The 24,586-nt window shown below is 43.4% G+C and carries 24 protein-coding genes, 1 tRNA gene and 5 pseudogenes; 11 read left to right on the top strand and 19 right to left on the bottom strand.

Translation table 11 applies throughout. From position 1 onward, the window contains the following. The first annotated feature begins 18 nt into the window (after window positions 1–18). The 9 genes and pseudogenes from DXE31_RS11155 (at window position 19) to DXE31_RS04455 (ending at window position 7,698) form a co-directional block, all read left to right on the top strand. Window positions 19–750 (top strand): M61 family metallopeptidase, encoded by a 732-nt coding sequence (locus DXE31_RS11155; RefSeq protein ID WP_331852031.1) that lies wholly within the window; start codon window positions 19–21, stop codon window positions 748–750. Window positions 751–756: 6 nt separating this feature from the next. After that, window positions 757–1,358, top strand: a pseudogene (locus DXE31_RS11150) (M61 family metallopeptidase). A 68-nt stretch (window positions 1,359–1,426) separates the two neighbouring features. Beyond that, a complete protein-coding gene (locus DXE31_RS11145; protein WP_231969360.1) occupies window positions 1,427–1,705 on the top strand; it encodes a PDZ domain-containing protein in 279 nt (92 codons plus the stop codon). Window positions 1,706–1,711: 6 nt separating this feature from the next. Continuing rightward, window positions 1,712–2,467: a uracil-DNA glycosylase gene (locus DXE31_RS04485; protein WP_114697959.1), complete on the top strand. Its 756-nt coding sequence runs from the start codon at window positions 1,712–1,714 to the stop codon at window positions 2,465–2,467. 287 nt (window positions 2,468–2,754) lie between these two features. Next, window positions 2,755–4,071, top strand: coding sequence for a glutamyl-tRNA reductase (gene hemA, locus DXE31_RS04475; protein ID WP_114697958.1), 1,317 nt, complete (start codon window positions 2,755–2,757; stop codon window positions 4,069–4,071). Beyond that, window positions 4,072–5,151 (top strand): peptide chain release factor 1, encoded by a 1,080-nt coding sequence (prfA, locus tag DXE31_RS04470; protein WP_114697957.1) that lies wholly within the window; start codon window positions 4,072–4,074, stop codon window positions 5,149–5,151. It begins immediately after the preceding gene. Between the two features lie 15 nt (window positions 5,152–5,166). Beyond that, entirely contained in the window at window positions 5,167–6,006 is an 840-nt protein-coding gene (gene prmC, locus DXE31_RS04465) for a peptide chain release factor N(5)-glutamine methyltransferase (protein WP_114697956.1), read from the top strand. A 95-nt stretch (window positions 6,007–6,101) separates the two neighbouring features. After that, complete coding sequence (gene grxD, locus DXE31_RS04460; protein WP_114697955.1) at window positions 6,102–6,410, top strand: Grx4 family monothiol glutaredoxin; 309 nt, start codon at window positions 6,102–6,104, stop codon at window positions 6,408–6,410. Between the two features lie 76 nt (window positions 6,411–6,486). Next, window positions 6,487–7,698 carry a DNA recombination protein RmuC gene (locus DXE31_RS04455; RefSeq protein ID WP_231969359.1) on the top strand — a complete coding sequence of 404 codons (1,212 nt, stop codon included), beginning with the start codon at window positions 6,487–6,489 and terminating at the stop codon, window positions 7,696–7,698. A 165-nt stretch (window positions 7,699–7,863) separates the two neighbouring features. On the opposite strand, the gene DXE31_RS04450 is transcribed toward DXE31_RS04455, so the two are convergent. From DXE31_RS04450 to petA, 14 genes are all read right to left on the bottom strand, one after another. Further along, window positions 7,864–8,151, bottom strand: coding sequence for a hypothetical protein (locus DXE31_RS04450; RefSeq protein ID WP_114697953.1), 288 nt, complete (start codon window positions 8,149–8,151; stop codon window positions 7,864–7,866). Window positions 8,152–8,170: 19 nt separating this feature from the next. Next, on the bottom strand, window positions 8,171–8,374 hold the full coding sequence (locus tag DXE31_RS04445) for a phasin family protein (protein WP_114697952.1): 204 nt from the start codon (window positions 8,372–8,374) through the stop codon (window positions 8,171–8,173). Window positions 8,375–10,014: 1,640 nt separating this feature from the next. After that, on the bottom strand, window positions 10,015–10,173 hold the full coding sequence (locus tag DXE31_RS09735) for an exostosin family protein (protein ID WP_162785536.1): 159 nt from the start codon (window positions 10,171–10,173) through the stop codon (window positions 10,015–10,017). A gap of 102 nt (window positions 10,174–10,275) precedes the next feature. Beyond that, a complete protein-coding gene (locus tag DXE31_RS04435) occupies window positions 10,276–10,689 on the bottom strand; it encodes a hypothetical protein (protein ID WP_114697951.1) in 414 nt (137 codons plus the stop codon). 11 nt (window positions 10,690–10,700) lie between these two features. Then, the gene (locus DXE31_RS04430) at window positions 10,701–11,075 is read right to left on the bottom strand and encodes a hypothetical protein (RefSeq protein WP_114697950.1); all 375 of its coding nucleotides are present in this window, start codon (window positions 11,073–11,075) and stop codon (window positions 10,701–10,703) included. Window positions 11,076–11,582: 507 nt separating this feature from the next. Next, complete coding sequence (locus DXE31_RS04425) at window positions 11,583–11,966, bottom strand: class I SAM-dependent methyltransferase (RefSeq protein ID WP_114697949.1); 384 nt, start codon at window positions 11,964–11,966, stop codon at window positions 11,583–11,585. A gap of 163 nt (window positions 11,967–12,129) precedes the next feature. Further along, window positions 12,130–12,205 (bottom strand) — tRNA-Thr (locus DXE31_RS04420). 192 nt (window positions 12,206–12,397) lie between these two features. Further along, window positions 12,398–12,607 (bottom strand): O-linked N-acetylglucosamine transferase family protein, encoded by a 210-nt coding sequence (locus tag DXE31_RS04415; protein ID WP_162785535.1) that lies wholly within the window; start codon window positions 12,605–12,607, stop codon window positions 12,398–12,400. A 136-nt stretch (window positions 12,608–12,743) separates the two neighbouring features. Further along, on the bottom strand, window positions 12,744–13,067 hold the full coding sequence (locus DXE31_RS04410; protein WP_114697947.1) for an O-linked N-acetylglucosamine transferase family protein: 324 nt from the start codon (window positions 13,065–13,067) through the stop codon (window positions 12,744–12,746). Between the two features lie 1,265 nt (window positions 13,068–14,332). Then, complete coding sequence (locus DXE31_RS04405) at window positions 14,333–14,740, bottom strand: ClpXP protease specificity-enhancing factor (RefSeq protein WP_114697946.1); 408 nt, start codon at window positions 14,738–14,740, stop codon at window positions 14,333–14,335. A 28-nt stretch (window positions 14,741–14,768) separates the two neighbouring features. After that, window positions 14,769–15,380, bottom strand: coding sequence for a glutathione S-transferase N-terminal domain-containing protein (locus DXE31_RS04400; protein WP_114697945.1), 612 nt, complete (start codon window positions 15,378–15,380; stop codon window positions 14,769–14,771). Between the two features lie 100 nt (window positions 15,381–15,480). Further along, window positions 15,481–16,254, bottom strand: a complete 774-nt coding sequence (locus DXE31_RS04395) for a cytochrome c1 (protein ID WP_114697944.1) — start codon at window positions 16,252–16,254, stop codon at window positions 15,481–15,483. Between the two features lie 31 nt (window positions 16,255–16,285). Continuing rightward, window positions 16,286–17,686, bottom strand: coding sequence for a cytochrome b (locus tag DXE31_RS04390; RefSeq protein WP_114697943.1), 1,401 nt, complete (start codon window positions 17,684–17,686; stop codon window positions 16,286–16,288). 10 nt (window positions 17,687–17,696) lie between these two features. After that, window positions 17,697–18,299 carry a ubiquinol-cytochrome c reductase iron-sulfur subunit gene (petA, locus tag DXE31_RS04385; protein ID WP_114697942.1) on the bottom strand — a complete coding sequence of 201 codons (603 nt, stop codon included), beginning with the start codon at window positions 18,297–18,299 and terminating at the stop codon, window positions 17,697–17,699. A gap of 137 nt (window positions 18,300–18,436) precedes the next feature. On the opposite strand from petA, the pseudogene mscL reads away from it, so the two are divergent. Both mscL and DXE31_RS04375 read left to right on the top strand, forming a co-directional pair. Beyond that, window positions 18,437–18,857: pseudogene (gene mscL, locus DXE31_RS04380) on the top strand (large conductance mechanosensitive channel protein MscL). 93 nt (window positions 18,858–18,950) lie between these two features. Continuing rightward, window positions 18,951–20,138, top strand: coding sequence for a Do family serine endopeptidase (locus DXE31_RS04375; RefSeq protein ID WP_114697941.1), 1,188 nt, complete (start codon window positions 18,951–18,953; stop codon window positions 20,136–20,138). A gap of 17 nt (window positions 20,139–20,155) precedes the next feature. Here DXE31_RS04375 and DXE31_RS04370 read toward each other — a convergent pair whose 3' ends face one another. From DXE31_RS04370 to DXE31_RS04350, 5 genes and pseudogenes are all read right to left on the bottom strand, one after another. Next, window positions 20,156–20,890: an amino acid ABC transporter ATP-binding protein gene (locus tag DXE31_RS04370; protein WP_114697940.1), complete on the bottom strand. Its 735-nt coding sequence runs from the start codon at window positions 20,888–20,890 to the stop codon at window positions 20,156–20,158. Window positions 20,891–20,923: 33 nt separating this feature from the next. Next, a pseudogene (locus tag DXE31_RS04365) lies at window positions 20,924–21,594 on the bottom strand (amino acid ABC transporter permease). Further along, window positions 21,588–22,399 (bottom strand): annotated as a pseudogene (locus DXE31_RS04360) (amino acid ABC transporter permease). Before DXE31_RS04360 ends, DXE31_RS04365 begins: the two co-directional pseudogenes overlap by 7 nt. 21 nt (window positions 22,400–22,420) lie before the next feature. Next, window positions 22,421–23,323: pseudogene (locus DXE31_RS04355) on the bottom strand (amino acid ABC transporter substrate-binding protein). 103 nt (window positions 23,324–23,426) lie between these two features. After that, a complete protein-coding gene (locus DXE31_RS04350; RefSeq protein ID WP_269460625.1) occupies window positions 23,427–24,068 on the bottom strand; it encodes an O-linked N-acetylglucosamine transferase family protein in 642 nt (213 codons plus the stop codon). Between the last annotated feature and the right edge of the window lie 518 nt (window positions 24,069–24,586).

Genomic DNA, 24,586 nt, shown 5'->3' with positions numbered 1-24,586 from the left:
CATGGCCATCACTTTCGCATAAAGCTCCATATAGCTAATCCTGACCCCAATGGTCAGGTCTTGCAAATGCCGGCCTGGATTCCTGGCGGCTACCTCATCCGGGATTTCAGTAAACATATAGAATCCATTGAAGCTTTTGCTAGCTCAGATTCAAAAAAAGTGATTGCGCTCGAACGGATCGACAATGATCATGAGCGTCTGCCACCAGTCAATAGTGCCGTAGACATTCTGACTGCCGTCTATGCTTTTGATTCTTCTGTACGAGCAGCTTATTTAGATACGGAATGTACATTCTTTAACGCCACCAGCCTTTGTCTTGCCGTCAATGGACAAGAGCGCCTTCCTTGCTCGCTCGCCATTCCCTCTCCTGAGCAAGCTTTTGCTGATCAATGGAGCGTGCACACCACCCTGAGATCCGTCAAAACTGATGGTCGTGGGTTTGGTTTTTATCTTGCACAAAACTATGATGATCTACTTGATCATCCAGTTGCCATGGGTGAGTTTCAAGTTATTCATTGGCAATCAAATGGGGTGCCTCATCGTATAGCCATCCAAGGATGCAACTGCATTGTTGATATCAAGCGAATTTCTCAAGACCTGCAAGCGATTTGCGCAAGCACTATTAATCTCTTTGAACCAAAAACTAAACGCGCGCCTTTTGGAGAATATCACTTCTTAGTGAATGCCGTATTGAATGGTTACGGCGGTCTTGAGCATCGCCACAACAGTACTGCATTACTCTCTAGGTGAGATCAGATTCCCCGAGAAAATATCCTGCTTGAAGAATCTGCTTATCGAGAATTTTTAGGCCTATGTAGTCATGAGTATTTTCATGCATGGTTAGTAAAACGCATTCAACCAAACTTTTTTCAGCCATATGACCTGAGTCAGCGCAATCGCACTCGCCTCCTTTGGGTATTTGAGGGCTTTACCAGCTTTTACGAAGTAAAAGGATCGATCTCAAAACCTATTTAAAACTGGTTGCAGATAACTGGAATGGTATTTTGCGCGGTCCTGGTCGCCAAAAAAAGAACCTGGCTGATAGCTCTTTTTATGCCTGGACTAAATACTACCAGATAGATGAAAACACACCAAATGCTGTCGTAAGCCATTACGGTAAGGGTGCGTTATTCGCGCTCGGTCTTGATTTGCAAATCCGCGCATTTACCAAAAATAAGCAGTCACTGGATGATCTGATGCGTCTGCTTTGGCGCAAGCATGGCATTACCTTTAACGGCATTCCAGAAAATGGTCTAGATGATTTAGTCTTTGACTTGCTGGGGCAAGGTTTTGCCGAAACCTGGGAAGAGATGAAGATGTATTTGGCGTTGAAGAGATTCCTCTACAAAAATGGATAGGCTCAAATCTAATATCTGTTAACAATAAATCTTTATCCACTCTTGATAAGTGACAACTGGAATTTGGTATGCGCCGTACCGATGCTAACGGGTGGTTAAAAGTAACTCATGTACTTGATGGTGGCATTGCTCAGGCTGCAGGCCTATCACCTGGAGACTTGCTAGCTAGCATGGATGGGCAGCGCATTACCAGCGCTCGCTGGGATAAGGTGTTAGCAAGTCTTTCTGAAAATACCCAGATTCACATTACCTTCTATCGCGATGGTCTAGAGCACGAGCGTATAATAGCCCTGCAGTCTGCTCATGTTCCTATGCAATACGAACTCACTCCCAAGAAGGATGTTTAAGCGAAATTGAAAGCGCTGTTTTCAAAAGACGATATCCCCAATGATTGGCGGGAGTTATTTGGCGGCTTCTTTGAGGCGATGGAGTGGCAATCACTAGAGAAAAATTTACAAAATGTCTTAAATGAAAATATAAGTTTGGTAAGACCTGAACCTCAACATTTTTTCAAGGCTCTGAAGCTTTGCCCAGTTCAATCGGTAAAAATAGTCATTCTGGGACAAGATCCATATCACTCACCAGCGTTAGCTCAAGGATTGGCTTTCTCCATACCCCCAAATATTGCAGTGAACTCGCGAGAATTTCCCAGCTCCCTTCGCAATATCAGTAAAGCGCTGGCAATTGAAGGCTTTGGATCATTACCAAATGGCGATCTGCATCATTGGGCAGAACAGGGCGTGCTGCTTCTAAACACCGCATTAAGCGTTAAATTAGGCGAAGCAGGTAGCCATACTAATCTGGGTTGGAAAGGTGTGACTGATCACCTCATTAGCACTTTAGCCAAACAAAGGCCTCACCTAGTCTGGATGCTTTGGGGTAGACATGCTCAATCGAATCTACCCTTAATTGAAGATGGTCTAGGCCAATGTGTTTTGCAATCTTCTCACCCATCGGGGCTAGGCGTCTACAAAACCAATAAACCTTTTTTGGAGTCGGGTGACAAAGCAAGTTGCGCCCACTTCACCAAAGCTAATCAATGGCTAATTGAGCATCAGAGCACGCCCATTCAGTGGGTAAATGCCCCTCAATCTGATTTATTTAGCTAAAGCTGTAAAAATTCCAGCCGCAGTACAGGAAGCAAAAATAGCGCAGCCCCACTCCAAGCTTTGCCCAGACTGAAAAGCCCCTCAATATTACCCCAAAAACGAGCTGGCGGCGGCAGCCCTTACCTCAATTAAGGATGCCATGAGGAGCTTGATGGACAAAGAGCTACGAGAGAGACTGGGGTAAAAAATCCAAGCCGATGTCCCTGAAATACCCCCCAATCACCAGAAAAGCCAAAAACCCCATTGTTACCCCCATTAAAGTTGCCATCAAATCTATAATTGCCATTATGAAGTTGTGGACACTCGGCATCAACCATCATACAGCGCCGGTCGCCATTCGGGAACAGGTCGCCTTTGACCCTGAATTTCTTCAAGAAGCGTTGCACGATCTTCGCCAGCATTTAGTTGGTGCGAATCATGCTGGGCTGCCAGAAGCCACAATTCTATCTACCTGCAACCGTACTGAGGTCTATTGCGCAGCAAATGATGATAGTGCTGCAGGTATTTTGCATGAGGTCGCTTTTGATTGGCTAGCAAAAACCCAACAGCTTGCACCAAGCACTCTACAACCACACATTTACTCCTTACCGCAATCCGATGCGGTTCGTCATGCCTTCAGAGTGGCCTGTGGTTTAGATTCTATGGTGATTGGTGAGACTCAAATCTTAGGTCAAATGAAAAATGCAGTTCGGACTGCAAATGATGCGGGTGTTTTAGGAACCTATCTCAATCAACTCTTTCAGAAAACGTTTGCTGTCGCAAAAGAGGTCCGAGGCTCAACAGAAATTGGTGCTCACTCTATTTCGATGGTCGCAGCATCTGTCCGTCTTGCTGAACGTATTTTTGAAAACATTTCGGATCAGCGGATTTTGTTTATTGGCGCTGGTGACATGATCACTTTATGCGCCACGCATTTTGTTGCACGTAAACCAAAGAATGTCGCTATTGCAAACCGCACCATCGAACGAGGTCAAGAGCTCGCAAACTCTATTGCAGCACAAGACATAGAAGCAGAATCTTTCAAACTCTCCGAATTGCCAGGGCGTCTTCATGAATTCGACATTATTGTCTCAAGTACTGCTTCCTCACTACCCATTATTGGCCTCGGAATGGTGGAGAGCGCCCTAAAACAGCGTCGCCACAAACCAATGGTGACGATTGATTTGGCGGTACCAAGAGACTTTGAACCTGAGATCTCCAGGCTTGATGATGTTTATCTCTATACCGTAGATGATTTAGGTGCAATGATTCAGACTGGCGCTAACTTACGTCAGGCCGCTGTCAGTCAAGCAGAAGCAATTATTGAAGATCGCGTTGGTCACTTTATGCACTGGATGCACGGTCGCAATGCTGTTCCACTGATTCAGGATATTCAACAACAAGGCGAACGTTTACGACAACTTGAACTTGAACGTGCCATGAAGCGTTTAATGCGTGGCGATGATCCTCAAGAAGTACTAAATACGATGGCCAAAGGTCTTACCAATAAATTTTTGCATGGCTCACTCCATGCGCTGCAACACTCTAACGGCGCTGAGCGTGACGCCTTGATTAAGTTGCTACCCAAATTATTCGCCTCGCATTCCAAGCCAGAAGATCATTAGATGAAGGCCAGCATGCGGGCTAAGCTAGACCACCTAGATACGCGCTTTGCAGAACTTAACTCCCTATTAACCTCCGAGGAAGCGACCAAAGATCTGGATGCTTATCGGAAGCTTACGCGAGAACATTCAGATATTGCTGCGGTTGCAGAGCAATTTAGCCTCTACAAACAAGCCGAGGCTGATGCCCAGACAGCCGAAGATATGCGCAAAGATCCTGAGATGAAAGACTTTGCAGATGAAGAGCAAAAGCAAGCTCAAGAAACGATGGAAGAGCTTGAAGCCACACTGCAAAAGCTCTTGCTCCAAAAAGATGAAAATGATGAGCGTAATGTTTTCTTGGAAATTCGTGCAGGCGCTGGAGGTAATGAGAGCGCACTTTTCGCGGGTGATCTATTGAGAATGTATACGCGCTTTGCAGAACGTCAAGGCTGGAAAGTCGAAGTTGTGAGCTCTGCCGAATCCGATTTAGGCGGTTATAAAGAGGTTGTCTTACGCCTAGTAGGACAAGCCGTCTATTCACGCCTCAAGTTTGAATCTGGTGGTCATCGAGTTCAAAGGGTGCCCCAAACAGAAACACAGGGTCGAATTCATACCTCTGCTTGCACTGTCGCTGTGATGCCAGAAGCAGACGAACTAGAAGCGGTCAAAATTCATCCAGCTGAATTGCGTATTGATACCTTTCGTGCCTCCGGGGCTGGCGGTCAACACATCAATAAAACCGATTCTGCAGTACGTATCACCCACCTACCTACCGGTACAGTAGTAGAGTGCCAAGATGATCGTAGTCAACACCGCAATCGCGCACAGGCAATGACAGTATTGGTCTCACGACTTATGGATGCCCGTGAACGCGAGAAGCATCAATTGGAAGCTCAAACGCGCAAGTCCCTCATTGGTTCTGGCGATCGCAGTGATCGTATCCGTACATATAACTTCCCACAGGGACGCATCACCGACCATCGCATCAACCTCACCCTTTATAAAATTGATGCCATGATGGATGGTGATATTGATGATCTTTGTAATGCGCTTGCATCCGAACATCAAACTGAATTGCTAGCCGCCCTTGGTGATAATTAATTCCCCAGGCATTCTGTGACTAAAGAGTTAAGTCTGCGAGCTTTATTAAGCACCTCAGCACTTACACCTGCTGAGGCAAAAATTCTGATGACTTATATTCTGAACAGCCACTACAAACTTCCTCGGTCTGCATTATTTTCTCGAGACGATATGCTGCTTAACGAAAAGGTCTTGGCAGAATGGAAAACGCTGGAGACAAGACGACTCAGTGGTGAGCCAATTGCTTATCTTGTGGGTAAAAAAGGATTTCACAAGATTGAGCTTTATGTTGCACCCGGTGTTCTTATTCCAAGGCCAGAAACAGAATTACTCGTAGAGATTGGTCTAAGAGAAATCGAGCGCCTGAATAAGTCTGTCAAAGTCTTAGATCTTGGTACAGGCTCTGGTGCAATTGCTCTAGCTATTGCACATGAGTCACCTCATGCGGAAGTTGTTGCTACCGATCAATCTATTGAGGCCTTAGAGATTGCAAAAGAAAATGCAAAATTACTAAATCTCAACAGAGTTCAATTTGTGCAAGGAAGTTGGTATGAGGCACTGAAGAACGAACCCCCCTTTGACATCATCCTAAGTAACCCACCCTATATTGCTGCTCAGGACCCGCACCTTGGCCAAGGTGATCTCCGATTTGAGCCGGTTTTTGCACTGACCGACCATGCCAGCGGACTCACCTGCTTAGAAAATATTATTTTTGGCTGCAAAGCCCATCTTCAACCAACTGGCCTACTTGCTGTTGAGCACGGATTTGATCAATCTAAGGCAGTTGTAGACCTCATGAATCAAGCGGGATTATCTAATATCCAAACCCACCTAGATTATGGCGGTCACCATCGTGTCGTCTCAGGCAGCAAATAAGCTTAAATACCATTTTTTCGCATTAAGTCTTAAAATCTAGGAAATCATATTTTCAAACTGTCTGCATCGTTGGACCGCCTTACTAGGAAACATTTATGGACACACAATCTCAAATTAAAGAAATCGTTACCAGCCATCCAGTTGTATTGTTTATGAAGGGGACTGCGCAATTTCCACAATGCGGCTTTTCTGGAAACGCAATCAATATCTTGCGCGCCAGTGGTGTTGAGAAACTTCACACTGTAAATGTTTTGGAAGACGCAGGCATTCGCCAAGGCATCAAGGAATATGCCAACTGGCCTACCATTCCTCAGCTCTATATCAATGGTGAGTTCATTGGCGGATCTGACATCATGACTGAAATGTTTCAGTCCGGCGAACTTCAACAGCTAATCAAAGCTTAAAAACTCGGTTGTTGTGACTTTTGACCTAAGTTCGCTTATATTATTTGGCCTGCTATTTGCAGTTTGTGCAGGCCTTTTGGTTTACGTTCTAAACCTACGTTCTGCCCTAACTCGCGTTGAACTCCAAGCGCAAGCAGAAATTGCTTTGGCTATCAGCTTGCGAACAGAGCGCGACCAAGCATTACAAAATTTGATTCGTCTGGAGGCTGAGTTAGATTCAGAACGTAAGCAAGGCCTAGGAAGAATTGAATTGCTGAATGAAGCTAAAGAAGCTTTAACAAATCAATTTAAAAATCTAGCCAATGAAATTTTGGAAGATAAGTCCAAGCGCTTTACCGAACAAAATGCTGCCAATTTAGATGTCTTACTAAAGCCACTGCAAACTAAACTTTCTGAATTTAAAGAGCAAGTCAGCACTTCATACGGCAATGAGGCGCGCGAACGACATGCGCTTAAAAGCGAGATTGAACGCTTAGCCAATCTCAACCTACGCATGTCAGACGAGACACGCTCCCTAACTCAAGCCTTAAAAGGCGACTCTAAAGTTCAAGGAAATTGGGGTGAGCTAGTATTGGAGTCTATTTTGGAATCCTCTGGCTTACGCAAAGGCGAAGAATATCTCGTTCAAGATAGCCACACTCAAAGTGACGGCTCCCGTCTTCAACCAGACGTAGTCATTAAGTTGCCTGACGGTAGAAGTTTGGTGGTAGATAGTAAAGTTTCTATCACAGCATATGCTCGGCACGCTGAAACAACTGATCCAATGACCGCAGAGCAAGAGCTTGCGGCCCACCTTCAATCATTAAGACAACATATTCAGGGTCTTTCTGGAAAGAACTATAGCTCACTCTATGGCGTTGGCTCAGTCGACTTTGTTTTAATGTTTGTACCAATTGAGCCTGCCTTTTTACTAGCATTAAAAAGTGCGCCAAATTTATACCAAGAGGCTCTTGCAAAAAATATTGTGCTGGTTTGCCCAAGCACATTAATGGCGACACTCAGAACTGTTGCTCACTTATGGCGGCAAGACCATCAAAATCGCAATGCGCTTGAGATCGCCAAACAATGTGGCAATCTTTACGACAAGTTTGTTAGCTTTGTTGATGATTTAGAAAAACTCGGGCAACGTTTGGACCAAGCACAAACAAGCTACCACGATGCCTTTAATAAACTCAAATCGGGTAAAGGTAACCTGATTCGTTCTGCAGAGAAAGTCCGTGAATTAGGCGTTAAGCCTAGCAAAAATCTGGCTGTACCACTTATTGAGTCTTCATCTGATTTTGAGTGATGAGTCAAACAAAACCCCACTTAGTTTGTACTCAACGGGGTTTTTATTTAAGCATTACTTCTAAAGCTAATTATTAATGAGCAAATTATTCAGCAGCTTTACGGCTACGTGAAGCAGGAGTTGCTGCTTTTTTCACATTAGTAATTTGACCCTGTACTGTTTCAATTACTTGATCAGCTGTTTTTCTACGTTAGCAAATGCTGCTTTGCTAGCAGCATGGAACTGTTCAAAACCTTGCAATGCGCTACCGTATACAGTCTTAAATGAAGATAAGAATGCGTCAAAACCAGCAGGTGCATTATTAGCAGCAACACTGTTAATCCAATCTTGGAAACCGTCTTGCAACTGATCAAGATTTGCATCAACAACGTTTACCAATTCTTTATTGCCATCACGCAATATTTTGCTTACTTTCTTTTGGTAGGCAACAGTTTGGCTACCAAAAGACTGCAATGTTTCTGCATTGAGGAGCTCAATAACTTATTTTGGATCCTTGGCCTCTCAATACTTGCTGAATGCCGTCCTGAACATTCACCAATACATCCTTAGATGCAGCGTAGTTCAACTCAGCCAATTTTTGAGCGTTTTCTAAAGCAGCTTCGCTTAAAGAAAATGTAGCCTCGAGGCCTTTGCTGTTAATTTGGGACAATTTAGCGGTGATTTGATCTTGGTTCATATATTTCTCCAGAATTTAAGTCGTACAACTAGTCAATTCAGCACACGATTTAAGAGATGGAAAACAATAAATACCTTAAATATTGCACTGCACCATTAAACTGTAACTGCATGAATATGACAAATCAAGAAAATTTTGCTGCTAAGCAACAAATTTATATTTTTTAATAAATAACTTCAATATAATCAAATACTTAATGAACATTCAGCCCCCATTTCTATCGCAAAGTAGCAATCGCAGCCTGCTTTGACATCTTTGTGGAGTGGGATGACTTTTTGACTTTCGCCACATTGGCGGTTGTTTTTGCACCGCTATTTTTTNCATCTAGTGACCCCAATACAGCTCTTTTAGCAAGCCTAGCAACGTTTGGTGTTGGAATGGTAGTTAGACCTCTCGGGGTCTGCTATTTTTGGCTCAATGGGCGATCGCATTGGCTGAAAGCCGGTATTTATAAGCATCATCGCATTAATGGGGTTTGCGCCAGTTTGCGTTCGTTTCTTGCCTACCTATGCACAAGCAGGGATTTGGGCACCCATCATGCTTGTGAGCTTGCGCTTACTTCAAGGATTCTCCGCATAGGGCCGGCTAGGCATTCTGTTTTCTACCCTACAAATCGCCTGATTAAGAAATTACCTATCTCCAGAAGAATTTCAATCTTGGGGGTGGCGGGTACCTTTTTGGATTTCAGTTGTGCTTCTGATGATTGCTTTTAAAGCTCGTATGGCTTTAAAAAACGCCGGTATTTTTAGAGCTGCAAAAAAACCATCAAAAATCTGCCAGTCCTCTACTCAATCATTTTCGAGATCCACAAACTCGTCAGCGTATGCGCTTACTTTGCTTCTGCATTTCAGTTGGTGGAGCAGTGCTTTTCTTTTGCGTTCAGGTTTATACATCGATCTACCTTAAAACATCCATCAAAATTTCATCGACAATCGTAGATCAGTTGAGCATTTACTCTACAGCAATCTGATTTCCGTTTACTCTTTTTGCAGGGTGACTTTCAGACAAGATTGGACGAAAACCTATTGTAATTGCCGGCTTGCTCTTAGGTGCAATTTTTTACAACCTGTCTTTTATTTTGTAATAAATTCTAGGCAATGATTAGTTGATCTATGGGAATGCTAATAACAATCTTGTAATCATTTTTATCACTCTCTCTTGCACTGGTGGTAGGCCCCAAACTGCCTGATTGGCAGAACTTTTTCCAGTCAAATCAAGAAATAGATAGCGTAGCCACCTTGCCCCATATCCTCGCAGCAGGATGGATAGGCGGACTTATGCCATTAATTGTGACCTGGCTACATCAGAGATGGGATAGCGATTTGGCCGGACTATAGTATCCAGTTATTTTTTGGGCGCAGGAGCCACTATAGCTTTAATTTCTTTACCTGCAACTAAAAAGTTAATCTTTCTCAGCAAATTAAAGAGTATTTATTTGATGGGCAATCTTTTCTTTAATAGCTAGCTTGAAGTCAGCCCACCAACGAATACATATTACTTGAAGTGCTGCTATCTCAGCAGGATTCAACAATGCAGTATTTTTCCTCTTATCCAAAAATGCTGGTCATTCTGCGCATGAATTCAGAATTGGCAATGGTACTGGACCAATCATCGCTAAAGCATTTTGCGAGAGGAGAAATTCATGAGAGAAAAATGAGAATGCAGCCAAGTTCCAAAGCATCATAGAGTCGAATAGTCTCGGACTTATTACCCGATGGACAAGGCGCAAAAATACTGTCTTCCATAATGGTCGAGTAAAGACCAACGTTATAGCCACCTACAAAGCCATGTGAGGGCATGACGTATAAATTATCTCCACAATCCGTAGCGGGACCCGCAAAACTTGCGCGCTCATTATTAAATGAAGCGGCATTATTGATCCATCCTAAAAAGGAAGCTAATCATTGGCGATGAGACGCTTTTTTGATGGTCTCTCTAACCCTAGGCCCAACACCTGTTCTAAAGCTATTTGGAGCCCATATTATTTTTCCGCCAAGATTGTTGGAATTAATGATGCTTGAAAAGCAATAATTGCGAATAACTAAATCACATTCCGAGTATGCAGAAAGAGCTTTATCTAAACACTCGCCACCCATATGATAGAGAACTACCTTGCTACCACATGGCTTGATATGTGAAATTAAGTCGCGGTTAATTTGATAAAGCGCCAAATAAACCACTGGCGAATCGCCAAGATGAGCGGGATTTATACCAAGACTATATGGTGCGCCACCAAAAATTTCATTTTGAACAAACCAGGTCTCTAATGCACCATTTAACGAATCTGGGGTGCTAATGATTTGCAAATGACTCATGGAATGTGAGTCTATCCTTGGTGGTACTGATTCATTGAATCGGGATTTGAATAATAGGCGTTTAATTGATCAAAAAATGGTGGCGGGTCTGCATAGTCATGCCAAATCTTAATTGGCCCACAAAAACTCTTATGCCACATTGGCCTGAAGTTCCACTTCATTGGTAGCACATAAGGATGAAATTCAGTCTTCTCAACTGCTAATGCAAATGCCGCCTGATCATTAGCGCTCATATTAAAGATTTCGCCAGTTTCAAAAGAGATGCCTAAAGCCTCTGAATTCACAGTGCCACTACTCAGCTCTCGCCAAGCTTTAAAAACAGGCTCAGCCTTTTTATCAAAGAACATAACCCCTGTGTTGTACTCAACTTTATCACCCGAAAACACATGGCGGTATCTTTTTGCCCAAGGGATTCACATATCGCAATTGCCAATCCGAACTGTTGTGCTTTCTGAAAACCAAAGTCCAACCTACCGAGAACAACGGTATCTAAATCAAGAAACAAGGTCTCATCAAACGGAGAGAGATCAAACATTGTCGCTTTTTGATTTAAAGTATTGGGATTGCTCCGAAGGAGCATCAATGCTAATGATTTCATGTGACAATTCAGGATGCAACTTTTTCACCGATGCCTTCAAGCGATCAATGGGAAGTTTGGCTTTGTCACCCCAATAAACAGAAAGAATTCCGCGCGACATACTTAATTCACCTTGTCTTTAAATTCATAATGAACTTGAATCGCAAAAAGCATGAAATAGAGGAGTATTCTTGGGAGTAGATGATTAAGCTACGACTTGGAAAAATGCTGGCATATGCTCAAATCCATCTTTGGAAATAATTTGATAATCATTTCCAATTTTCGAAAAGAATTCGTCAGTTGCCCTCTTAACCCCTTACCACCCAATATCATCTCCACGAAGAATGCCACCTTTTCTAATTTTGAGATACCAGGCAGCCAAGTCCTTAACTACCGCTTCATAGGTGTGATCACCATCTATATAAACAATCTCTAATGAGCCATCCTCAAAAAGATCTGCTCCGAGCCATGATTTTTCTCTGACCAAGCGCGCTCTGCCATGGAATTTATCTAGATTGCTTGATATAGCTGAAAAAAGACGATTCATTGCATGCTGAGAATTATTCTCTTGAAATAATGCTTGAACATCTTTGCAAAAAATATCTTCTGCATCATATCCCGCTAAATACGGATCTATTCCCACATTATTTATGTCCGGCAAAGTAGGGCAAATGAAGTCAGCGTGATACCCATATTTCAACTATGTTTTGCGCGCCCACCATTTGCGCCAAATGCGTAACGATGCCATAAGAACCAAACCAGGAACAGCTCTTCTTATTTTCCTGAAGCAAAATCTTGTCAGCATCTAACATTCTCTGCTCCACAGAAGAAATGCCTCACAAGTGAGGCATTTAGGTGAAATTTGGTGCCCCTTGTCCGACTCGAACAGACCGCCTACTGATTACAAATCAGTTGCTCTACCAGATGAGCTAAAGGGGCACATCAATATTTTAACCTAAACTTAAATGTCACCCCCCCCGCCGCCAAATGCTGTAATTTGAGCTGGAGGAAGCCAAGATGTATACCTTTCTTGCATTTGAAGGTATAAATTTTCTAAATTATTTAGGAACTTTACAGAATCAAATAGTAGCACTTGCGCATAGGTCGTGAGCAACTTATCTCGAAAAGCATTCAATTTATCGGGGTTTGATGCTCAACCCACTGCCAAAAGTCAACACAGTCCTCTTCCGTCTCTACAACAAGCTCTAGGATTCCGGCTACGTAAATTAAGCTGGAAGCAACTCGACTTGCAAAGCTTTTCCCTTTAACACCCAAAACTGGTAGATCAACCCAAAGGGCATCACCAGTAATGGTATGTGCGTTGTAAGGTCCAGTATCCAAGCGGCTGTGATATGCGTGCCAAATGCTTCTCGGGAGCAACCCTTGGCGCAAATATCAACTTATTCGGATCTACCCCGCTTTTCTGAATTGCACGCCTTCAGTTCCCTGAGGCCAAAGCGTTATCTTCAAGAAGACATCAAAGGCTATCCTCTACTCTCTTAAAAATGGCAGCCAACATCTCCAATCTTTGCGGAGTAATCTTAAAATTATTGTTGAAGCAACAAAATACAAATCCATCTTGAGGTAAGCACGCTTCTTCACGTGAAACTCTTTTCTCAAGTCTTGTCCGTTTTCGATCATTGGGCTGATAGGTTTCTGGCAGATAGGCGATCTTTTCAGCATAAAACGGCTGACTAGCCTTTGGGATCAATGCTCGGTCTGCAATCATGTAATCCATGTAGGAGGCGCCAAGTGTGCCTGGATATCCCACAAAAAAATTGACTTGAACTGGTGACGCCACAAGAGAGCAAAAATATTGGTTCGACCATCTTGGGTAAAACCTGTTAGATCAATAGCAATATCAACTGTTAGCTCTCTTGAGCACTTGGCAATCTGTGCATCCGACAGATGTTCAGCATCTATAAATTGATCGAATGCTCCCTCTCTAAACACTTTCTCATTGGGCCCCCTTTAGGTCCAATTGAGAACCCATACATTTCAAACTTCATCCAGGCCATCATCAGAAATCTCAGCAATCAAATATGCCACTGGATAGAAACCAAAATCAGCAGAAAATAAGCAACTCGGATTTTTTGGAATCTGAGTTTTTAGCCTGCGCTTGAGCTGGTTCAATATTTTTCGTCTCACTGCTTACCCAAGTCTTGGCAGCAATTAACTGCAACCCCGGATCATCTAGCAGCGCAAGTAAGGGGAATGGGGGATGGCCTCTTTAGCATCTTGTAGGCCTTGTTTAAGTTTTAAGAGATTTTCTTCATAATCACTCTACTCGCAAATAAGTAATTTACTATTGACATAGTTGCCCAATAAAAATGGCAAATTTGGAGCCACTTTTAAGCCTCTTGCATAGGTTTCAATTGCCTCTGCATAGCGCTCTTCATAGAGCGCAAGAGGTTGCCTTTCAGATACACGGCCTCAGCAGCACTTGATGGTTCTTGGGGAATCGCTTTATCAAATGCATTTAAGGCTACAGCAAAGTCACCCTTATTTTTTCATAATCGCCCTCCCGAAATCCATGCACGCACAAATCCTGGATCAATGCTAATAGCCTTTTCATCCTCCACAAGCGCTTGACTAGGCTCCCCCATATATTCACATATAGCTTAGCTAAATTAAAAATCAACTCGGGGCTAGAGCTATTCTTTTTTTGCTAGGGAAAATTGTTCAAAAGCCTTCTGAAATAAGCCTACTTTTGCTAATGCCTGACCATATTTGAAGTGAAGTTTGAAACTGCAAGGCGGCGGCTTTTCAAATGATGCTATCGCTTTATGATCATCATCACGACTTAAACAAATGCCACCCCACTCATAATGTACGAGCGGGACGCAGCTAGCTTGGAGAGGAGGTTGCTTTCTCTAGGCGCCTAATGGCGCCTGCTAGATCACCATCGTTACCAATTACATAAGCAAGTAACTCATTTGCTCTGGCGCTACCTGGATCCTCAAGAAGGATTTTTTCAGCACAGCTTTTGCTAATGCATAGTTTTGCTGACGAAAATATTGCTCAGCCAGCTTCAAGAGTTGCGGCAGCTGATTTTTCGACATCGCTTTATTTCTCAATTTTTAAGACTGGTCTACCTAATGTAGGCTTTCGAGGCGCCTCATCTGAGGCATCGGCAATATGAAGATCTTTGGCTTGACTGGAATCAAATGGAAATAACATACCTTGACCATTCTCTCTCGCATAAATTGCTAAGACATGAGTAACGGGGACCATAATTTTTCTTGGAATTCCACCAAACCTTGCCTGAAAACTGATCCAGTCATTTTCTATCTGCAGTTGATGGGAAGCGTCCAAGGATAAATTTAGAACGATTTCATTGTTCTTAACAAACTCTATGGGTACTTCCACCCGAGCATCTACAAAAACAGCAATGAAGGGTGTAAAACCAAAATCCGTGCACCACTGATGTAGAGCACGGATTAGGTAGGGTTTATTACTTGGGATGTCAGACATACAGACAGGTAAAGAACCGCTAGTATGCTTAGCGGCGCATTGCTTTTTCTGAAGGTGTTAAGGCTTCGATGTATGCAGGTCTACTGAAAATACGTTCAGCGTATTTCAGCAATGCTGCAGCATTACGAGAAAGCGCAATACCGTAATGCTCAAGTCTCCATAACAACGGCGCAATGGCAACATCCAACATTGAAAATTCATCGCCCAACATGTATTTGTTTTTAACAAAAATTGGAGCCAACTGAGTCAAGCGATCACGAATAGCCAAGCGAGCTTTTTCATGAACTTTTTCAGCAGCTTTACCTTTTTCGTTTTCCAAAGCAGCTACGTGAACGAACAACTCCTTTTCAAAATTGAAGAGAAAGAGACGTGCACGTGCGCGCGCTACTGGATCAGGGGGCATCAACTGAGGATGAGGAAAGCGCTCATCAATATATTCATTGATGATATTTGACTCATACAATATTAAGTCGCGCTCAACCAAAATCGGCAGTTGACCGTATGGGTTCATTACTGAGATGTCTTCAGGCTTATTGAATAAATCGACATCGCGGATTTCAAAATCCATGCCTTTTTCAAAAAGCACCAAACGGCAGCGTTGCGAGAATGGGCAGTTAGCACCCGAGTACAACACCATCATAAATTTATTTCCTTAAATTTCTACTTCAATACAACAAACGCACAACAGCGTTAAATCTTCTCATTAATGAGTCCTGGCTACAGGACTCATCGAATAACAATTAGTGAACGTCTTTCCAATAAGCCTTGTTCAAGCGCCAAGCTAATAACGTAAAGAATGCCAAGAATATAAGAACTACAACTCCAAGACGCTTACGCTCCAACTGCACAGGCTCAGCCATCCATGACATGAAAGAAACTAAGTCGGCCATGTTGTCGTCATACTCTTGCGGCTTCATACTTCCAGGAGTTAATTGCTCAAAACCAACAAATACTTTCTCAACTTTGCTTTCGTCATGAGGATCTTTGCGCTCTTCGAATTTCGCAGCGCGCTCTCCCTGTAACTGCCAGAGAATATGCGGCATACCAACGTTGGGATAAACTAAATTATCCCAACCGGTTTGGGAGGTGTCATCTTTGTAAAAGGTGCGGAAGTAGGTATAGAGCCAATCCGTTCCACGTGCGCGAGCCTCAACCGAAAGATCAGGTGGAGTTTTACCAAACCACGCTTTACCTTCTTTTGGCGTCATGGCAATAGTCATCAAATCACCTACTTTGGCATCAGTCAAAATGAGGTTGTCTTTGATTTGCTGATCGGTCAAGCCGATATCGCGCAAGCGGTTGTAACGCATGCTCGTAGCGGCATGGCAGTTCAAGCAATAGTTCACAAATATTTTTGCGCCATTTTGCAATGAGGCATTACTACTGAGGCGATCTGGTGCCTTATCTAAAGGAACGCCGCCTTCACTTGCGTTGGCGACAACACCAAAGCCTAAGACGGCAACCAAAAATGTTGCGTGGCAGACGCCCGTCAAAGTTTGCAGAATTCGTTTCATGCTAGTTCCTAATTTCTCTTCGGCGTCTGAATTAATGGGGCTCAAAAGTAACGCGTGTTGGAACCAGCTTGAAAGTTCCAAGCTTGCTCCAGAAAGGCATGGCTAAGAAGAAGCCCAGATAATAAATCGTACAAATCTGAGAAATCTTTTCAGATACTGGTGAGGGTGGCTCGATACCTAAGTAACCCAAAATCACAAAACTCACAATAAATACAGCATAAATGTACTTATGGAATGTTGGACGATAACGAATTGACTTCACTGGGGAATAGTCAAGCCAAGGCAAGAAGAACATGATGACTACAGAACCACCCATGATCACAACACCCCAGAATTTGGCATCAAACAAATAGAAGCCGGCAGCCAATATCAAGGCGATTGCTACACATGCACCCTTGACTTTGAGATTGTCTGATTTAAGGGCAAACATTCCAAGAATGACTGCTAAGAAAATCCACAAAGGCAATAAGAAGTTCGAAGTTGTAGCGCGCAACATTGAGTAGAACGGTGTGAAATACCAAACAGGTGCAATGTGAGATGGCGTCACAAACGGATTTGCTGGAATGAAGTTATTTGCTTCTAGGAAGTAACCACCCATCTCGGGCGCAAAGAATACGATGCTTGCAAAGACAATGAGGAAGCCGCCCAAGTACATTACGTCATGCACGCTGTAGTAAGGATGGAATGGAATACCGTCAACTGGATGTCCATTTGCATCTAAGTTGTTTTTAATTTCAACACCATCAGGGTTATTTGAACCAACTTCATGTAGAGCCAAAATATGGGCTGCTATCAAGCCAATTAGTGCCAATGGGATTGCAATAACGTGAAATGCAAAGAAGCGATTCAAAGTTGCATCACCAACCACATAGTCGCCACGTAACCACAAGGCAAGGTCTGGACCAATGAATGGAATTGCTGAGAACAAGTTCACAATCACTTGAGCACCCCAGTAAGACATCTGACCCCATGGGAGCAGGTACCCAAAGAATGCTTCACCCATGAGGCACAAGAAAATTGCGCATCCAAAAATCCAAATTAACTCGCGTGGTTTGCGGTATGAGCCGTAGATCAAACCACGGAACATATGCAAATACACCACTACGAAGAACATAGAAGCGCCTGTGGAGTGCATATAGCGAATCAGCCAACCCCATGGAACTTCGCGCATGATGTATTCAACTGATTCAAAAGCCTTTGCAGCATCAGGCTTGTAGTTCATCACCAAGAAAATTCCGGTAATGATTTGAATTGCTAAAACAACAATCGCAAGCGCTCCAAAAATATAGAAAAAATTCAGATTTTTTGGGGCATAGTACTCGCTCATATGCCGCTTAAATGCTTCGGTAACTGGAAGACGTGAGTTAACCCATGCCATCATCTTCTCGACAGAAGATGCGTTAGCTGGGACTTCTTTTTCTTGAAATGCCATTGATCTCTCCTTAGGCCTTCTTATCTTCGCCAACCAGAATTTTGGTGTCGCTCAAATACATATGTGGCGGCACTTCCATATTGTCTGGTGCTGGTTTGTTTTTAAATACTCGGCCGGCCATATCAAAAGTAGAGCCATGACATGGACAAAGGAAACCACCTGGCCAATTATTAGGCAAGGAAGATTGTGCTCCAGCTTCAAATTTAGCCGTAGGAGAGCAGCCTAAGTGCGTGCAAATACCCACAACTACCAGGTACTCAGGCTTAATGGAACGCCATTGATTTTGTGCATATGGGGGCGTAAATTGGGCTGGGTCTCTTAAAGAATCCGGATCAGCAAGCTCAGCATCAATTTTGGAGAGTTCCGCAACTTGCTCTGGGGTGCGACGCACAACCCACACAGGTTTACCGCGCCACTCAACCATTCTCATTTCGTCTGGCTGCATACCGGTAATATCGATTTCAACAGCGGCTCCGGCGGCTTTCGCGCGCTCAGAAGGCTCAAAACTGTCCACAAAAGGGTAAAAGGCTGCGGCTGCACCTATGCCGCCAACCGCCGAAGTGGCGATCAACCAATTACGGCGATCCTTGTCCATACCGGGCTTGTTACTCATTTACAAAATTCCTAGAAAAGGTATTTATGGGTGGAAATTGATTAAAGGTAAGATTTTAAAGTAAAAAGTGGGGTAAATAAGAAAATTATGTGGTTAATCTCGGGTTAATCTGTATCTAGATTCAAAGGACAGCATTTATGAGCATTTTAAAGGGGTTCCGGGACTTCGCAGTAAAGGGCAATGTGATTGACTTAGCGGTCGGCGTCCTTATTGGCAGCGCTTTTGGAAAAATCGTCGATTCCCTGGTAAATGACATCGTTATGCCGGTCATTTCGCCCTTTTTGGGGGGTCATATTGACTTTACGAACCTATTTTTGATCCTAGGTCATGTCCCTGGTGGGATATCAAGAACCTTTGATGCCCTTAAAAAGCAGGCGTACCCATATTTGCCTATGGCAATTTCATGACTATTTCCATCAATTGCATCCTCTTGACATTTATCATCTTCCAGATGGTGAAAGTGGTCAATAAAGTTCATGCCTTGGACGCACCCCTCCTCCTCCAGTCCCAGAGGATGTTGTGCTACTTCGCGATATTCGTGACAGTCTTAAAAAATAACTTTGCTCGCCTTTTTAAGAAGAAGCTAAAAATTTATCCATAGGGGAGCATTCCTATGACATTGTCAAAAAAACTAACACTCCTGTCCCGTCAATGAATTCTTCTCTTCAAAAATTTTGGCTTCTCTTTGCCCAAGCAGTAACTATCATGCTGGCGGCATTATTTATTGTTGCAACCCTAAAACCAGAGTGGCTCTCAGAAACCAAGGTAGGCTCCATAGTTGATACGGTTTCGCTAAAAGAGAGTAACTATGATGGTCAATTGAGTCCCGGCTCTTACCATGAAGCCGTGAAGCGCTCCATGCCTGCAGTAGTGAATATTGTTACCAACAAAGGTGTCACGAAACCCAAGAGTCGCAAAGGCGCGAATCCGAACTCTTCAGACCCTTTGTTTAAATTTTTCTTTGACGATCAACCGCCAGAAGCAGAGCCTCGCTCAAGCTTAGGCTCTGGTGTTTTGGTGAGCCCAGAAGGCTATATTCTCACCAATCACCATGTTATTAGCGATGCTAGTGATATCGATGTTGCACTTGCCGATGGACGCAAGGTAAAAGCTCAACTCATTGGAAGCGATCCTGAAACAGACATTGCTGTGTTAAAGATTGAACCCAAACAACTACCTACACCGATTACGCTCGGCAAAGTTGAATCAGTTCACGTTGGCGATGTAGTTCTTGCCATTGGCAATCCATTTGGTGTGGGCCAAACAGTGACCTCAGGAATTGTTTCGGCGCTGGGCCGTGATCATGTTGGCATCAATACATTTGAAAATTTTATACAAACTGATGCTGCAATTAACCCTGGAAATTCTGGGGGTGCACTCATCGACACTCGCGGTAATCTCATTGGCATTAATACTGCAATCTATTCCAATAATGGTGGCTCCATGGGGATTGGCTTTGCGATTCCCATTAATCTCGCGAAGCAAGTGATGGAGTCAATCCTAAGCAATGGCAGCGTTTCTAGAGGGTGGATTGGGGTAGAACCTCAAAATCTATCTAAAGAGCTCTCAGAGGCCCTAGGCTTGCCGGGCAATATCTCAGGAGTGCTTCTATCCGGAGTGCTTGAGGGCGGTCCTGCGGCTCGGGCTGGAATAAAGCCAGGGGATGTTCTGATGGCAGTTAATGGCAGTCCTATTAAGGATGTACGAGGACTTCTCAATCAAGTCGCTCAAATTAATCCGGGCAGCCAAGCTCAGCTAACCATCTTGCGCAAAGGCAAGGAGATAGACTTAACAGCGCAAATCGGAAAGCGGTCTAAACCCAAACAGCAAGCCAACTAGCTTTTAGCTTTACAGAATTAATTTGCCAGAATTTTTGACAAAAACTCTTTTGCCATTAACGAGCGAGCTTCAGGTTTATCAAAAAATTCTGTCTTGCTGCAATCCTCAACAATGCGTCCCTGATCCATAAAAATCAGGCGATGACTTACTTTTCTAGCAAAGCCCATTTCATGGGTAACGCAGCACATCATCATCCCCTCATTAGCAAGCTTGATCATGACGTCTAAAACTTCACCTACCATCTCCGGATCAAGCGCAGAGGTTGGCTCGTCAAAAAGCATCACGATCGGATCCATACTCATTGCTCGAGCAATAGCGACACGTTGTTGTTGACCGCCGGATAACTGACCTGGAAATTTATCTTTTTGAGCAATCAATCCAACACGCTCTAAATATTTAAGGCCATGGGTTTTTGCCTCGTCAACTAAACGCCCCAATACCTTGCATTGAGCGAGGGTGAGATTCTCAGTAACACTTAAGTGAGGAAAAAGCTCAAAATACTGGAACACCATTCCTACACCAGAACGCAACTTAGGTAAGTTGGTTTTTGGATCGCCGAGATCGGTTCCATTCACTAGAATTTCACCAGATTGGAAGGGTTCCAAAGCATTAATCGTTTTGATTAACGTCGACTTACCCGAACCAGAGGGACCGCAAATAACAACCACCTCCCCGTTTTCGATTGATGTTGTGCAATCAGTCAAAACCTGAAAGGCGCCATACCATTTAGAAACGTTTTGTAGTTCAATCATGATGGTCTCTTTAGTGTGGAGTGATCAAAAAAATTAGCGAATAATGGCGACTTTTGCCTGAATGGCCCGTACTGCCCTTGATAGCGAAAAGCAGATGATGAAATAAGTAGCTGCCGCCAAAATATAAGTCTCAATTGGGCGACCATAGTTTGTCCCAGCAATCTCAAAACCTTTCAATAAATCATAGGCTCCAATTGCATAGACCAAGGAAGTATCTTGAAACAGAATGATGGTTTGCGTCATAAAGACCGGAATCATATTTCTAAATGCTTGAGGCAAAACAACGAAACGCATATTTTGTGCGTAGGTCATTCCTAAGGCTTCGCCAGCATAAATTTGTCCCCTGGGGGCCGACTGAATACCAGCCCTCACGATCTCAGAAAAGAAAGCGGCCTCGAATGCAATGAAAGTAATGGTGGCTGACAAGTCAGCGCCTATCGGCCTCCCACCCAACATGGGTATCAGCAAGAAGAACCAGAGAAGCGCCATAACCAATGGAATAGAGCGCATGGTATTAATATAAAACGTTGCTGGAGATACCAAAGCAGGTTTGCCCGAGAGCCTCATCAACGCTAAAAAGGTACCAACCACAATCCCCCGCCAACCGTAGCAATAACCGTAAGCTGCACGCTGAATAACAGCCCCTTCAAAATATAATTTGTGAAGAGTTCCCGGTTATAGAAACTTAAGTCTAAGCTCAACATATGGTCACCATTGAATGAACCAGACCTGCGTCATTCGACGCAGCAATGAAACCAGGAATACGGCTTCTCTTTTCGATTAAAGCCATTACACGATTAACAGCAAATGCTGACAGCGCATATAGAGCAGTCACAGCCAAATAAATCTCTACGCCATGAGAAGTTTCTTCTTGGGTTTGCATGGCAAACAAAGTCAGCTCAGGGACGGATACGGCAAATGCTACTGATGAGTTTTTAATCACATTCATACTCTCTGAAGTGAGAGGCGGAATAACGATACGCAATGCCATCAGCAATATAACTTAACGATAAGTTTGTGGAGTAGTAAGCCCCAATGCTGTTGCGACTGCTCTTTGACCGCTTGGCAAAGACTGGATGCCCGCTCTCACTTGCTCAGCTATACGAGCCGAGGTAAAAAAGCCCAATGCAATACTGACCATCCAATAAGATGGCAGAGTCTTGAAAGGTAAAACAAAAGCCGGAATAACGTGATACCAAAGAAATATCTGTACTAAGACCGGAATATTTCTAAACAACTCCACCCAAACTGTCGAGAGTCTAACCAACCACCTACTGGTTCTGCCATTGTCCGGGAGGGTTCTGAGAGCACCCATTACCACTCCTAAGACCAAGCCGATAGCCAGACCTAGACCCGCACAACTGCCAAGGTCCAGCCCCAGGCTGTCAATAACCAATCTAAATAGCTAGGATCGTCATTTTGACCAAACCCGATAATTGAAGAGAAGCAGTGATCAACCACCTCTCCGTCTAAGGTACTTTTACAAAAAACACCTAAATCTAAGGCCATATAACGAACTTTTTTGTTGAATTACTTTTTGTTGTAGTCTTCCACAGGTTTGTCATTTAAATTAACCCAAGCATTTTTGGTTGCTGGAGATAATTCAAGACCAACTACGATATTTTTTGGTGGAATTGGAGATAAGAACCATTTGTTCCAAAGTCCAGGCATCTTGCCATTCGCAACAATCTTTGCAATAGCGGCGTTTACAGCAGCCTTAAACTCGGGATCATTTTTAGGAACCATAATGGCTATCGGCTCGGTTGAAAGCACTTCGCCAACAATTTTGTAATCCTTTGGATTCTTAGAGTTTGCAATGTTACCGGCCAAAATGGAACCATCCATCACAAATGCATCTGCACGCCCAGACTCAAGTAACAAAAAGCTGTCAGCGTGATCCTTGCCAAAAACTGCATCAAAGTTCACGCCATTGGCTTTCTTATGCTTACGTAACAGTTGAACCGAAGTAGTCCCTGTAGCGGTAGCAACCTTCTTGCCTGCTAACTGTGAAATAGAGTTAATACCAGAATTGGCCTTAACAGCCATGCGTACTTCTTCAACATACAAGGTATTGGCAAAGCCAACATCTTTAGCGCGAGCTGCATTATTCGTCGTTGTGCCGCACTCAATATCTACTGTGCCATTTTGTACCAATGGCACTCGATTTTGCGAGGTTACTGGCTAATAGTTAATACGTAGAGTGCTCATGCCTAACTTATCTTTCATGTCCGCCAAGATCATACGACAGATTTCTACATGGTATCCATCAAAACGGCTATCGCCAATTGTGTAGGACATTGGAATAGATGGTTCACGCACACCCATGGTGACAGAGCCAGAGGATTTTATTTTGTCCATTGTTGCGCTAGCGGCCATTAGCTGAACATACATTAGTGCAATAGCAGGGATAATAAAAAGTACACTTTTTTTGATATTTTTCATGTCTTTCGCTCTTCCATTGCTATAAAAACTATTACTGATAACATTGCTGACGGATTGCTTGATATTAGCGCAAATTGTTATACAAGCAAATCTATTAACCAGAAATAAGGCGGATAGTCTGAAATCCATGACCAGACCGGGCCTGAACATGGGCTGTGAAATGGAGTTGCTCTAAGTTTCTAGCAAATGTCACCGTATCAAATAGCGGTGTAGTTAGCTTGTTTTGATCCAATCTATCTCTAAGGGCTTGCAATGTCTCGGGGGAGCTTCCAAAACTAGATGCAAGAGCCCCATACTCCCGCGTTGTCTTGGTAATCCGCTCTGGGAGATCAATAGCGTTTAGCAAGCTACTTGCGACTCGACTAGCAAATGTTTCACCTTGCCGTGTCATAATAGGAACCCCAACCCACAAAGAGTCACTTGCGGTAGTGCCAGCGTTATAAGGGAATGTATCTAGGAATAAATCAGCCACTTTATATCTCGCTAAATATTCAGCCGGCGGTAACCTACTTCCAAAAATTAGACGAGCCAGATCAACTCCTCTTTTGATTGCCTCTTGTGTGAGGTTTTTATCAGCCTCTTCATTATGGGCATATAGGAACAAAACACTCTTGGGCACCTGCTTCAAAATTTCCATCCAACTCGTAAAAACTTCTGGCAATATTTTGAAAATATTATTAAAGCAGCAGTACACAAAGGCATCCTCAGGAATTCCTAACTCTGCTTTTGTAAAAATCCGCTCAGAGATAGCCCGTTTAGCATCACTTACCTGGTAACTGGGTAAGTAGGCGATCTTCTCAGAGTAGTATTTTTGGGCCGATTCAGGAATGATCTCATCATCTGCAATGTGTAGTCAATACAGTTAGAGCCAATGGCTCCTACATAACCTAAATAGCTCATTTGGACTGGCGCCACCCTGCGAACAAATAAACCAAACCTTGAATTTTGGGTATCACTCCCCAATCAATGGCTATATCCACACCCTTATGAGTCATGAGGTCGATAATTTCTTGTTCTGACTTATAGTGAGCTTGCGCATACTAATCAAATGCTGAGGTTCTTTGCTGCATTTTATCTTTGACCGATGAGAAAGAAATTCCAAACATTTCAAATTTTTCCCTATCGTGAACCTCAAATAACTCTGTCATTAAGAATGAAAGTGGATGGGCCCTAAAATTTGCTGCAAGATAAGCAACAACAATTTGCTTAGTTGGAGAGGAATGCTCAATTTTGATGTTTGCTCGCTGTCTTGTA

Source organism: Polynucleobacter necessarius (assembly GCF_900095185.1).
GTDB lineage: Bacteria > Pseudomonadota > Gammaproteobacteria > Burkholderiales > Burkholderiaceae > Polynucleobacter.
The sequence above is the reverse complement of the archived record's forward strand: the minus strand, read 5'-3'. Positions and strand labels throughout refer to the sequence as shown.